The sequence below is a fragment of the Nocardiopsis sp. EMB25 genome (assembly GCF_026797795.1).
Taxonomy (GTDB): domain Bacteria; phylum Actinomycetota; class Actinomycetes; order Streptosporangiales; family Streptosporangiaceae; genus Nocardiopsis; species Nocardiopsis lucentensis.
In genome coordinates this window covers 6443578-6455534 of sequence record NZ_JAMTDN010000001.1, presented here as the reverse complement: position 1 = coordinate 6455534, position 11957 = coordinate 6443578, and the positions used below count along the sequence as shown (strand labels likewise).

Here is an 11957-nt window from a genome sequence, read left to right as displayed (position 1 = left end):
GTGTGTCGGGGCCGCCGTCAGACCAGGCGCAGACGGCGCGCGAGGTCGGAGACGAGCACCCCGTCGGGGTCGGCCCGCTCGCGGACGCGCCGCCACGCGGGCAGGTCGGGGTACATCGCGTGCACGGTCTCGGCGCGGGCGCGGCTGTCCTTGGCCAGGTACAGGCGGCCGCCGACCTCGAGCAGGCGCTCGTCGAACCCGTCGAGCAGCCGTCCCAGCCCGGGCAGGTCCGCGGGCAGGTCGAGCGCGAGGGTCCATCCGGGGCGCGGGAAGGAGAGCGGTCCGGGGGTGGGCTCGCCCATGCGTTTGAGGACGGCGAGGAAGGACGGCGCTCCCGCGCGCGACAGGCCGGTCACGATGTCGGTGAGGGTGTCCTCCGCACCGAAGGGCACGACGAACTGGTACTGGACCAGCCCGTGCGGTCCGTACACCCGGTTCCAGCCGCGCACGGCGTCGAGCGGGTGGAAGAAGGAGGACAGGGGCTGGGCCTGGCCGCGGCGGCGTTCGGGCGCGGCCGCGTGGTAGGCGGCGTTGAACGCGCCGACGGTCCACCGGTTGAGCAGGCGCGGCGGCGCCCAGGGGGGAGCCCCGACCGGTGCCGTGGGGCGGTGGTGCAGGGGATCGCGGCGCAGCGGGCGCGGAAGGTCGGCGATCCGCGCGTGGTGGGCGCGGGTGAGGACGCCCCGCCCGGTCGCGGCGCCCCGGGCCAGCAGGTCGAGCCAGCACACGGTGTACCGGTAGTCGTCGTCGGTGCGCGCCATGAGGTCCAGTGTGGCGTCGAGGCCGCCGGTGCGGTCGGTGTCCACCCGGGCGTAGGCGGTCTCGACGGGGTGGACGGCGATGGTGGCCTCGGTGATGACTCCGGTGAGGCCCATGCCGCCGACGGTCGCCCAGAACAGGTCGGTGTCGTCGCCGTCGGGGCTCAGCCGTCGGGTTCGGCCGTCGGGGGTGACCAGGGTGAGGGCCCGGACGTGCGCGCCGAGTGAGGAGTCTGCGTGGTGGTTCTTGCCGTGGACGTCGGCGGCGATCGCTCCGCCCAGGGTGACGTGCCGGGTCCCGGGGGTGACGGGGACGAAGTGCCCCTCGCGCAGCAGAGCGGTGATGAGCCGTCCCATACTCGTGCCCGCGGGCGCGGTGACCTCGCCGCGGTCGGGGTCGAGTCGGGGCGGCCCGGTCAGTTCCGTGCAGTCCAGGACGAGACCGCCCGCGGCCTGGGCGGCGTCGCCGTAGGAGCGGCCGAGCCCGCGGGCGAGGGCGCCGCGCGGTCCCGCGCTGGCCAGGGCGTCGGCGGCCTGACGCGCGGTCCGGGGCCGGACGACGCGGGCGGCGGTCGGCGCGGTGCGGCCCCAACCGGTGAGCAGCGTCGGCGGGTTCAAAGGTGGATCCCGGCGGCGACGAGGGCCACGAGCGTGACGAGCATGATCTGGATCGGGCGGTCCCGCAGGGCGATCTCCTCGGGTTCCTCGCCGACCCCCCGGTCGACGAGCAGGTTGTAGCGCAGGACGAACATGACGAACGGAACGATACTCAGTGTGTGCCAGAGCGTGTGTCCGCCCGGTTCCAGCGCCCACAGGAAGTAGGTGACGATCATCGCGCCGGAGGCCATGGTGCGGGTCTGGGTGAGGTAGCTCCTGGTGTAGGCGCACAGCGTGCGGCGCACGGGCGTGCCGGATCCGGCGGCGCGCAGTTCGGCCTCGCGCTTGCCGACCACCACCAGGAGCGCGCCCAGGGAGAGCACGAGCACGAACCAGGAGGTGAGGGGGACGCCGACGGCGACGCCCCCGGCGACGGCGCGCAGGACGTGGCATCCGGCCACGACGACCAGGTCGCACAGGACCACGTCGCGGAGGAGGCGGGTGTAGAGGAGGGTGAGCAGGACGTACCCGGCGAGCAGTCCGGTGACGCGGAGGTCGCCCAGTGCCAGAGAGGCCAGGGGCGCCGCGACGCCGAACACGATCCCGGCGATGACGGCCACGGGAACGGGCAGGGCGCCGGAGGCCACCGGGCGGTGGCGTTTGCGCTCGTGGGAGCGGTCGGCGCGTGCGTCGTGGACGTCGTTGAGCAGGTAGGTGCCGCTGGCCGCGAGGCAGAAGAGCGCGAACAGGCACGCGCACACCAGCAGCGCCTGGGGTTGGTCGAGTGCCCCGGCCGCGCCTGGGGCGGCGAACACCAGCAGGTTCTTCAGCCACTGCCGGGGCCGGCACGCCCGGGCGAGGGCGACCAGCGGATGCGGCCGGTCACCGGCGCGCCCGGACGTCGGGCCCGCCGGTGACCGGCCGGTCGGAGGCGACGGGTCAGCCGACGTTCGCACTGCGGAGTCCGGTGTCCACGCCGCGGCGCCCGGTGGTCAGGAGGACGACGGCGACGGCGATGAGGCCGAGCCCGAGGACGCCGAGCCCGATCGGCAGCGTGGTGCGCAGCAGGGGCAGGACGGCGCGGGCCTGCTCGGTGTCCTCGATCTTCTTGTCGATGCTCGCCTGGTTGAACGCGAGCTCACCGCTGAGCAGGACCAGGACCTCCTCGCCGTCGACGACGACGGCGCGGTGCTGGTCCTCGACCACGTTGACGGGGGTGCCCGAGACCGGCTCGATCCAGTAGGTGCGGGTGATGGAGAAGGTCTCGTCGCCGGTGACGTCGCCCTCTCCCTCCAGACCGGCGACCGAGCGGGGGATGGTGCGCTCGCCGACGACGGTCGGCTCGACGGTCTGGACGAAGCGGTAGGTCTCGACGCCCTGGATCTCCTCGACGCCGTCGAACCTCATGGGGACGACCTCCTCGACGGTGGTCTCGAAGAAGTCGTAGTCCCGCTGCTCGGTCATGAAGGGGAACTTCCAGAGCTGACCCGCCTGGACGACCGACTCCTCGTCGATCATCGCGTCGCAGCAGTCGACGGCCTCACCGGTGACCCGGTCGTGTCCGGCTCTGCGGCTGCTGGAGGAGATGCCGAAGTCCCGGTCGGTGTCCGTGATCCAGGTGAACTGGTCCCAGACGACGGTGTCGTCGGTGCTGGAGGCCACGTCCGCGCGGATGGTGGCGTGGGCCTCGACGGCGGCGCCCTCGACGAACTCCACCTCCTCGATGTTGAAGTAGTCGACCTCCCCGACGTTGACGGTTTGGCTGTAGTAGTCCAGTGGAGTCTTCATCAGGGAGCTCGCCATCCACATACGCATCATGGGTGCGAGAGCGAGGCAGAAGACCCCCAACGCGATGAGAACGACCGCGGCGATACGGCGCATGTGCCCTCCTGGGCGGATGAGAGTCAGGGACCGGAACAGACTGGAACTAGCTTCAGTTCCGGGTAGAGTACTGCCCAGTAGTGAACAACGTCACCAGGGCGTGTCTGAATTTTTATAACACGTTCTAGTGCATCGCGTTTCAATGGACTCCCGCTCTGGAAGGCCCCATGGCGCCCACGCCGACCGCGCCCGAGGACCCCACAGGGTCCCCCTCCGGGGGCGCGCCGACCTCCACCCGGCCCCTCGACCCCGCGCTCGTGCTGCCCCAGGTCGACGGCCGCCACGAGACCCTCGACGGCATCCGTGCCGTGGCAGCCGTGATGGTGCTGCTCTTCCACGTGGCCACCGAGACCGGGGACGCGCTCGCCCCCGGGGTGCTCGGCGGGCTCCTGGCCTCTATGGACCTGGCCGTCCCGCTCTTCTTCGCGCTCTCCGGCGTGCTGCTGTACCGGCCCTGGGCCCGCGCGGTGCTCGACGGTGCGCCGGGGCCGCGCGCCCGCCCCTACCTGTGGCGGCGCGCCGTACGCGTGTTCCCCGCCTACTGGGTGGTGGCCGTGACGGCGCTGCTGGTCTACTCACGGGAGGAACTGGGGTCCCTCCTGTACTGGGGCGAGGTCCTTACGCTGACCTTCCCCTTCGACACCGACCCGCCGTGGCTCGGCACCGGGCCCTACGGGCTCGGCCAGATGTGGAGCCTGTCCGTCGAGGTCAGCTTCTACCTCCTGCTGCCGCTGATCGCCCTCGCCCTGTCCCTGTGGGCCCGGCGCGGCCGGACGGTCGACGCGCGGGGGCGGCGGCTCATGATCGGACTGGCGCTGATGACCGCGCTCGCCTTCGGCGCCCTGGTCCCGCAGTTCTATCCGGAGGCGCGCGAGTACATGCACGCGTGGCTGCCGCGTTCGCTGGGGCTGTTCGCCGCCGGGATGGCGCTCGCGGTGCTCTCGGAGTGGGCCTGGCGCGAACCCGGCCGGGGCGGCCCCGTACGGCGCTTCTGCCGGACCGTCGCCGCCTCGCCGGGGGTGTGCTGGCTGGTGGCGGGGGCCTTCTACGTCCTGAACGCCACTCCCGCGGCCGGTGGACGGTTCATCGGCGCGGGCGACATCTGGAGTTCGGGGCTGAACTCGGCGACGGGGATCGGCTTCGCCTTCTTCGTCCTCGCCCCCGCCGCGCTCGCGCCCCGGCCCACCGGCGATCCGACGCGGCTGCGCGATCCGCGCTCCTGGACCGGGGGCCGCTGGATGGAGACGCTGCTGCGGCACCGGGTGTGCCAGTTCCTCGCCCGGATCTCCTACGGGGTGTTCCTGTGGCAGTTCATGGTCCTGTACCTGTGGCGGGACTTCACCGGACAGGAGATCTTCACCGGCTCGTTCTGGCTGGACGCGCTGCCGGTGACACTGGTGACGGTCCTCCTGGCCTGGGCCACGTTCCGGTGGGTGGAGGAGCCCAGCCGCCGGTGGTCCCGCAGGCACACGCCGAGGTTCGTGCGGTAGGGGCACTGTGTTCGTTTCGGTCCTCCGCCTCGCTTCGGCCCGCCCGTCGCCCTCCACCACCCTCAACGGACGGCCTTCGGCCGCGGAACCTCCCTCTTCGTCGCCCTCCACCACCCTCAACGGACGCCTGCGGCGCGGCCCCATCCATAAGCACCCCGCCGGCGCCCGAACGTCAGACCCCCTGAGGTGACCGTTCCAGGAGACGGAGGCTAGTCCTGCGCGTCCCAGGGGTTGCCCTCGACGGACGGCGCCATCTCGCCCACCGACACCCAGGTCACACACAGTTCCTCGGGGTCGGTGTGCAGGGTCAGGCGCTCCCCCGGGGCTGCCACGGGCACGTACCAGTTGGCGCCCGCCTCCGCGGCGGGAAGGTCCAGTTCGAGCCAGGCGTCGCCCAGCAGGAGCTCCGCCTCGGTGTCCTCCTGTGCCGTGTAGCCGATGGTGACCACCTGCTGGACGCCGCCGTAGACGCGCACCGGCCACGACAGGCTGCCGCCCCAGGTCTCGATGCACTCGCCGGCCGCCCCGGGACCGAACACGTACCCGCCCTCTCCCGGCCGGGCGTTGACCAGGTACCCGGCGTCGTTGAACACGTAGGCGGTGTCGGACTGCTCGGGGGAGCGCATGCGCTCGGCGACGTCCGGCGGGGCCAGCGGCGCGAGGACCCACGAGCTCAGCCGCCGGGAGCCGTTCCACTCCAGGACGATGTCGTTGGGGACGGGGCGCGAGTACAGGCCGCCCTCCTCCGGCACGGACGCCATCGAGTTGCGGACCGTGTCCAGGTACCACTCCAACCGTTCGCCGTTGAGCGTTCCGGCGTAGGTGTGCGCGGAGTAGGCGGCCGCGGCCGCGTACACGACCGTGGCCAGGGCCGCCGACACCCGTGCCGACCTCCCGGGCCGCGCCCGGTAGGGGTACGGCGCGGCGTCCGCCTCCTCAGGGGCCGCGGAGGGGTGGTCGCGCTCCTCACGGGTGGGCAGGAAGGCCAGGGCCAGGCACAGCGCGAACACGAGCGCGGCGTCCGCGACGTACCTGGGGTCGGCGGCGGCCACGTCCTGGAAACGGCCGCGCGCGATGATCGTCGGAATGATGTCGGCGCACAGCAGGTAGCCGAACATCAGGGCCCACGCCCGCCAGGAGCGGCGGCGCCACCACACGCTCGCCAGGACGATCCCCGCGAGGACCGCCCAGGAGCCCAGCACGATCCAGCCGCGCGGGTCGATGAGCCCGCCGGCCGGGGTGACCGGGCCCCACTCCAGGGGACCGCCCAGCGCGCCGACCGGGAAGACCTCGGTGAGCAGGCCGCGCAGCATGGCGAACGCGGGTTCGCCCTCGGGGACGCCCGCCCCCTCCCCGCCGTCGCTCGCGCGCATCCGCGCCAGGTACAGGACCGTGTATCCGGCGAACAGCGCGGCCATGGCGCCCCAGAAGGGGCGGCGGACGCGCCAGGCGCGGCGGGCCGACGCGACCAGGCCTCCGGGGTACAGGAAGGCGACGGCCACGGCCAGCAGCAGGGGCGGCAGGAACATCGCCTTGACGGAGAACAGCATCCCGAACACCACCGAGCCCGCGGCGAACCACCCCGCGCGCTGGTCCCCGGTGCGCACGTGGCGCACGGTCCACAGCAGGGCGAGCGCCGTCGCCAGCTGGAACGGGACGGCGTTGAGCGCGGCGGACCACCAGCCGAGGACGGGCACGGTCAGCGGGGCCAGCGCGATCGCGGTCAGGGGGATCAGCAGGGCCCAGCGGCGTCCGAACAGCTCCCACAGCACACGCAGGAAGACCACCACGGAGAGCGTCTGGAGGACGAGCATGACGCCCGCGCTGACCCACCAGTCGAAGGGCCAGAAGGCGGTCTGGAGGTAGACCAGGAACAGGGCCCCCGGCATGAAGTGGCCCTTGTGCAGGCCGAAGAGGTACTCGGGGGTGAGGTCGGTGGTGTCGGCGGCGGCGAAGAACAGGAAGTCGTCCTCGACGAAGTAGGACGCGTTCAGCACGTGGATCCGCAGGGCCACGGAGACCGCGATGATCGCCGCCGCGGCCAGGACCAGCCGGTCGCGCGCCAGGGAGCGGACGAGCCCGCCCGCCGCGGACAGCGCCTCGGTCGGGGAGGTCCGCTCTCGGGGGACCTCGTCCTCGCGGCGTACGCTGGGTGCCCCGTCCGGGGCCGACGCCTGCGCGGCGTCCCCTGCGCCGGAGGTGGGGGAAACTGGCGGCATGGGTACCCTCCCGGCCTAGGTTGGCCAACCCGCGACATGGGTGCCAGAATACAACACGTTCCACTTTTCCTCTCGAACAGTCGAATACACCTGGAAGGCCTGCCACATCGCCGCAGGAACATGATCCAGTCAAAGTGTGAGGCTCGGGAGCAGAGCACTGTGGGGGTGATGTCGGTGGGACTCGAACAGGTCCGCCGCGACTGGACCCGGCTGGGTTCCACCGAGCCGCTGTGGGCGGTGTGCGTGGATCCGGCCAAGCGCGACGGAGGGTGGGACGACGACGAGTTCCTCGCCTCGGGCAGGGCCGAGATCGACCCGGCCGTCGCGCGCCTGCGCGAGCTGGGCATCCACCCCGACACCGGCCGGGTGCTGGACTTCGGCTGCGGCGCGGGACGGCTGTCCAACGCGCTCGCCGCGCACTTCGACCGCGTCGTGGGCGTGGACATCTCCGCGCCCATGCTCGCCGAGGCGCGTCGGCTCGACCGCTCCGGGGGCAGGATCTCCTTCGAACTCAACGAACGCCCGGACCTGTCCGCGTTCGACGACGACTCCTTCGACCTCGTCTACACCGACCTGGTCCTCCAGCACCTGCCCCCCGACCTCGCCGACGGCTACCTGCGCGAGTTCGCCCGGGTGGTGCGGCCGGGCGGGGCGATGGTGATCGGCGTTCCCGAGTCCGAGCGCCGCACGTTCAAGGGGCTGGTGTTCCGGTACGCGCCGTTCCCGCTCATCCGCCTGGCCCAGCGGGTGGTCCTGCGCTACCCGGCGCCGATGCGCATGCACACCCTGAGCACCGACCGGGTGGCCGCACAGGTGCCCGGCGGGCGGATCGTCGCCTCCGACGAGTACTGGGGCGGTGACCACTGGCGGCACCTGCGTCACTTCATCACCATGGACGGGAAGGCCTCCGGATGATGACCCATCCCGACGGCACGGTCCCCTTCCGCGCGACGCTCGGCCGGTCCGTCACCCTGTTCTCGGCGTTCCGCAAGGAGCAGACCGATCCGGCGTTCTTCTACGGGCTGCTGGCCCGCGACACCGTCGACCAACTGCGCTCGTACACGCCGCTGGACGGGCGGGTGGTGGTCGACGTCGGCGGCGGTCCCGGCTACTTCGCCGACGAACTGCGCGCCGCCGGGGCGCGGTGCCTCTGTGTGGACTCCGACGCCCACGAGATGCGGCTGCACGGGCGCGAGGCCGACACCCACGGCGTGCAGGGCAGCGCGCTCGACCTGCCGCTGCGCGGCGGTTCGGTCGACGTGTGCTTCTCCTCCAACGTCCTGGAGCACGTCCCCGACCGGACCCGGATGGCCGACGAGATGGTCAGGGTCACCCGGCCGGGCGGCCTCGTGTACCTGTCGTACACGCTGTGGCTGTCCCCGTGGGGCGGCCACGAGACCTCCCCCTGGCACTACCTGGGCGGTTCCTACGCCGCCGAGCGGTTCGCCCGCCGGAACGGGCGGCGGCCCAAGAACGACTTCGGCCGCACGATGTACGCCGCCCACGCCAAGGAGATGCTCGACTGGACGCGGGGGCGGACCGACGTGGACGTGGTCGACATCCGGCCGCGCTACCTGCCGACGTGGACGAAGCCGATCATCCACGTGCCGCTCCTGCGCGAGATCGTCACGTGGAACCTCCTCCTGGTCCTGCGCAAGCGGTGAGGCGGGTCTACTCCCGCGGGTTCTCCGCGTGGGTCCGGGCCCGCTTCAAGGTGCGCCGCGCCCTGTTCCGGACCCGGTCCATCTCGCTCCTGGTGCCCGCGTCGCGGCAGGCGTCCCTGAGCTCGGTGTAGGCGTTCATCAGCCGCTCGAACTCGTCGAGCCGGTCCGGCTCGGGCGTCGGCGCCTGGGCCAGCACCTCCCCCAGCTCGGTGATCATCTCGTCGGTCCGCGGCCGCATCCGCTCCACCCACGCGGCGTCGCGCGCGGCACGCTCCCCGTCCTGGGTCGCGCGCTCCCTCTCCGCCGCACGCCGCCGCTGCCGCTCGGCCGCCGGCGCCCGGTCCGCCGAGGCCAGGAGCGTCAACGCCTTCATGGCCACCGCTCCGACCACGGATCGCACGACCGGCCTGATCCCCCTCGCCGATCGGCCCCGCCGGTTCCCACGCGTGCGGCCGCGGTCTCCGGCGGCCCTCCTCGCCTTCAGGGTCTTGTACAGATCGGACAGGCCGATCGGGATCAACGGCCAGCAGCAGAGGAGGATCCCGAGCACGATGATCGACAGGACCGCCTTCCACCAAGGGGGCCCCATCCACCAGGACAACAGGCTCTCCCAGAAAGAACCTCCCTCCTCCTCGAAGTCGGCGAGGATCTCCCTGGCACCGTCATCGTCCTCCAGGAAACGGTCGGGGGCGCTGAACGGGTCCGTCTCCGACACCATCGGGGGAACCGCGCCCAACGGGTCGACCGAGTACACGACGACATCACCGTCCGTGCCCTCGGCCAGCACCGCGGCGACCTCGTTCGCGAACAGGGCGACGTTGTCGCCCAACGCCCGTTCGACCGCCTGACTCGGCAGGATGGCCACTCGCAGGTCACCCGGGTAATCAGCCACGTTCTCAGCGGCCCGGCTGAACTCGGCGCCGGTGAGTCCGTCGGAGACCGACGGGTGGACGTACAGCACGTCCTCGGCGAGGGCGACCCCGGCCTGTTCGATGACGCCCGGGCCCAGGATCGCGCCCATCACCCGAGCGGCGGGGATCGCCTGCTCCGGAGCCATTGAGCCCCAGAACAGGTCCTCGATCTCGGCGGCCTCCATGGCTTCGGGACCCGAGGCGGCAACGGGCCGGAAAGCCTCACCGTTCCAGCTCAACAGGACCACCATGGCGTCTCTGTCCGCGCCCTCCAGCATGTCCAGAGCCAGACTCCGCTCGATGGCGCCGTACAGCTCCCCTCGGTCCTTCTCGTTCCCCGGGGCGGCGACACCGGAGACCACCCCGAAGCGGACGTCGCCCGCACCCTCAAGAGCCGTTTCGATCGCCTCGGCGTCGATCTCGGGAAAGACCGCCGACACCACCGGGTCCACGTACACGCCACCGCCGTCGGCGAGCGCGCGCAGCCCGGAGCTCACCTCGCCGTTCACCAGGTCGGGAACCCCGGTCAGCAGCCCCGCGTAGGGGTGAAGGTAGAAGAGGTCCTCGATCTCCTCCGGAGTGGTCGCGTCGCCGATCACCGCCCAGGACTGCTCGACCTCGGGTTCGGACAGAGCCGCGCCGGTCTCGCCGTGCACCAGGTAGACACCGGGCTCCCCCACCGCGGCGGCGAACGCCTCGGCGGTCAGGTGGTCCTCCCACTGACCGTCGACGTCCTCCGTGACCAGCGCCAACCGGATCGGTACCTCGGATCGGTCGTAGGCCTCCTCGACCAGGGCGATCGTCTCCGGGGTCAGCGTGGCCCCGAAGTCGTCGGCTGCCCACACCCCCGGCCCGTCCGCCAGCGCCTCGGCCGCCTCGGCGATCTGCGCGCTGGCGTGCGCCGGAGGCTGGTGTACGCCGACCGCGGCGAGGGAGCCGGTCAGGGCCAGCAGGCAGAGAAGGGCGGCGATCCGACGGAAGGTGGGGCGCACGGTGGGGGCTCCGTTCCAGCACGGCACGAGGGTCGGCCTGTGCGCTCCCTTGGACTCCGTGAACCCGGATCCGGTTCTCGAGTGAGCGCGACGGCTCCGCCCGCACCCGTCACTCCAGTCTCCGCAGCGCCTTCCTCGGAGACCGCGCGTGCCGCCACATGCCCGCGAACGGACACTCCTCGCGCCGCTGGTCGACGGTGAAGTCCCGTGCCGAGACCAGCCCGTCCAGCTCCTCCCAGGTGATGGGCGTCGCGACCGGCGCGCCCGGTTTGGCCCGCACCGAGTAGGGGGCGACCGCCAACTGGTCGCGGCCGTTGCGCAGGAAATCGACGAACAACCGCCCCTCGCGGGCGTCCTTGCGCACCTTCGTCGTCAGCTCGTCCGGCCGACGCTCGGCCACCCGGTCGGCGATCGCCCGCGCCAGCTCACGGATCTCCTGGTCGTCGGCCTCCGGGCGCAGCGGCGAGTGGATGTGCAGGCCCCGGGACCCCGTCGTCATCACGTACGCGACCAGGCCCAGGTCCTCCATCACCTCGCGCGTGTCCCACGCGGCCGACCGGCACGCGTCGAAGGCCGACTCGCCGTCCCCGGGCGGATCGAAGTCGAGCACCATCCGGTCCGGGTACCCCAGGTCCGGCTCTCGCGACGACCACGTGTGGAGGGTGATCGCCCCTTGGTCGGCGCACCACACCAGCGCGGCGGCGTCGTCGCAGACCATCATCGTGCCGGAGTCGACCTCCACGGTCCGCACCCACTCGGGCGTGCTCGGATGTTTGACGAAGAACCCCTCCTCGCCGATCCCGTCCGGGTACCGCTCCAACGCGACCGGACGTCCGCGTACGAGCGGCAGCATCAGCGAAGCGACGCGCGCGTAGTACCCGGCCAGGTCCTCCTTGGTGGGGCCGCCCTTCCCGAAGAGCTCCTTGTCCGGCCTGCCCACCTCCACGGTGCGCCGCCCGGCGCGTACCTCGGTCGCCATCGCCCCTCCCCCCGATCGGAGCCGATGCGCCTCGCGTACCCGGCCCGCGAACAGCGGAAACGCCGCCCGATCACCCCTGGAAAGGGGCACTCGTCCAGTCCGTGTACGCCCGGCCCTCCCCGATGCTGGCGAACCGCGGCGGCTCGGCGGGTATCCCGGACCGCCGGTCGGTCGGCATCCCGAGGACCAGTTCACGAAACCGCGCGCGGACCCCGTCGCACTCGCGCCGCATCGCGGCCAGGAGTCGCTGCTCCTCCTCCGCGCGCCACTCCTCGGGCGTACGGCCGTCGAACTCCGCGCTCCCGCCGGACCGGCCCCTGAGCCACCGCCCCAGCCCCAAACCACCGTTCCCTTCCCCGTCGTCAAGGAGCGTCCACCGTCGCGCCCGTGTGCGACGGCGCGTCACCCGTCATCGGAACGGCCCCGTCGCTCCACGCCCCTCCAGACCCACGAGGGGTCTCCAAAC

The 11957-nt window shown here is 72.2% G+C and carries 10 protein-coding genes; 3 read left to right on the top strand and 7 right to left on the bottom strand.

All coding sequences use genetic code 11. The features are described 5' to 3' along the window. Positions 1 to 17: 17 nt before the first annotated feature. The 3 genes from KIK06_RS28725 to KIK06_RS28715 are packed head-to-tail and all read right to left on the bottom strand — an operon-like array spanning position 18 to position 3236. Entirely contained in the window at positions 18 to 1376 is a 1359-nt protein-coding gene (locus KIK06_RS28725) for an FAD-binding protein (protein WP_268645776.1), read from the bottom strand. Beyond that, the gene (locus KIK06_RS28720; protein WP_017598258.1) at positions 1373 to 2311 is read right to left on the bottom strand and encodes a decaprenyl-phosphate phosphoribosyltransferase; all 939 of its coding nucleotides are present in this window, start codon (positions 2309 to 2311) and stop codon (positions 1373 to 1375) included. The genes KIK06_RS28725 and KIK06_RS28720 overlap by 4 nt, the downstream gene beginning before the upstream one ends. Continuing rightward, a complete protein-coding gene (locus tag KIK06_RS28715; RefSeq protein WP_268645775.1) occupies positions 2295 to 3236 on the bottom strand; it encodes a DUF3068 domain-containing protein in 942 nt (313 codons plus the stop codon). Before KIK06_RS28715 ends, KIK06_RS28720 begins: the two co-directional genes overlap by 17 nt. A 167-nt stretch (positions 3237 to 3403) precedes the next feature. On the opposite strand from KIK06_RS28715, the gene KIK06_RS28710 reads away from it, so the two are divergent. Next, positions 3404 to 4726: an acyltransferase family protein gene (locus KIK06_RS28710; protein WP_268645774.1), complete on the top strand. Its 1323-nt coding sequence runs from the start codon at positions 3404 to 3406 to the stop codon at positions 4724 to 4726. 209 nt (positions 4727 to 4935) lie between these two features. Here the strand turns inward: KIK06_RS28710 and KIK06_RS28705 are convergent, their stop codons facing one another. Next, positions 4936 to 6945 (bottom strand): hypothetical protein, encoded by a 2010-nt coding sequence (locus tag KIK06_RS28705; RefSeq protein ID WP_268645773.1) that lies wholly within the window; start codon positions 6943 to 6945, stop codon positions 4936 to 4938. 168 nt (positions 6946 to 7113) lie between these two features. Here KIK06_RS28705 and KIK06_RS28700 point away from each other — a divergent pair, with 168 nt between their 5' ends. Together KIK06_RS28700 and KIK06_RS28695 are read left to right on the top strand one after the other, a co-directional pair. Continuing rightward, positions 7114 to 7860: a class I SAM-dependent methyltransferase gene (locus tag KIK06_RS28700; RefSeq protein WP_268645772.1), complete on the top strand. Its 747-nt coding sequence runs from the start codon at positions 7114 to 7116 to the stop codon at positions 7858 to 7860. Beyond that, positions 7860 to 8609 carry a class I SAM-dependent methyltransferase gene (locus tag KIK06_RS28695; protein WP_268646253.1) on the top strand — a complete coding sequence of 250 codons (750 nt, stop codon included), beginning with the start codon at positions 7860 to 7862 and terminating at the stop codon, positions 8607 to 8609. Before KIK06_RS28700 ends, KIK06_RS28695 begins: the two co-directional genes overlap by 1 nt. A gap of 7 nt (positions 8610 to 8616) precedes the next feature. Here the strand turns inward: KIK06_RS28695 and KIK06_RS28690 are convergent, their stop codons facing one another. The 3 genes from KIK06_RS28690 to KIK06_RS28680 all read right to left on the bottom strand — a co-directional run bounded on the left by KIK06_RS28690 (position 8617) and on the right by KIK06_RS28680 (position 11831). Then, positions 8617 to 10512 (bottom strand): hypothetical protein, encoded by a 1896-nt coding sequence (locus KIK06_RS28690; RefSeq protein WP_268645771.1) that lies wholly within the window; start codon positions 10510 to 10512, stop codon positions 8617 to 8619. Positions 10513 to 10621: 109 nt separating this feature from the next. Continuing rightward, on the bottom strand, positions 10622 to 11491 hold the full coding sequence (gene ligD / locus KIK06_RS28685; RefSeq protein WP_268645770.1) for a non-homologous end-joining DNA ligase: 870 nt from the start codon (positions 11489 to 11491) through the stop codon (positions 10622 to 10624). 70 nt (positions 11492 to 11561) lie between these two features. After that, complete coding sequence (locus KIK06_RS28680; protein WP_268645769.1) at positions 11562 to 11831, bottom strand: hypothetical protein; 270 nt, start codon at positions 11829 to 11831, stop codon at positions 11562 to 11564. Between the last annotated feature and the right edge of the window lie 126 nt (positions 11832 to 11957).

Excerpts from the sequence above, each read along its gene's own strand:
- KIK06_RS28710 (WP_268645774.1), top strand. The coding sequence starts at position 3,404 with ATGGCGCCCACGCCGACCGCGCCCGAGGACCCCACAGGGTCCCCCTCC.
- KIK06_RS28700 (WP_268645772.1), top strand. The coding sequence starts at position 7,114 with ATGTCGGTGGGACTCGAACAGGTCCGCCGCGACTGGACCCGGCTGGGT.
- KIK06_RS28715 (WP_268645775.1), bottom strand. The coding sequence starts at position 3,236 with ATGCGCCGTATCGCCGCGGTCGTTCTCATCGCGTTGGGGGTCTTCTGC.
- KIK06_RS28705 (WP_268645773.1), bottom strand. The coding sequence starts at position 6,945 with ATGCCGCCAGTTTCCCCCACCTCCGGCGCAGGGGACGCCGCGCAGGCG.
- ligD (WP_268645770.1), bottom strand. The coding sequence starts at position 11,491 with ATGGCGACCGAGGTACGCGCCGGGCGGCGCACCGTGGAGGTGGGCAGG.
- KIK06_RS28695 (WP_268646253.1), top strand. The coding sequence starts at position 7,860 with ATGACCCATCCCGACGGCACGGTCCCCTTCCGCGCGACGCTCGGCCGG.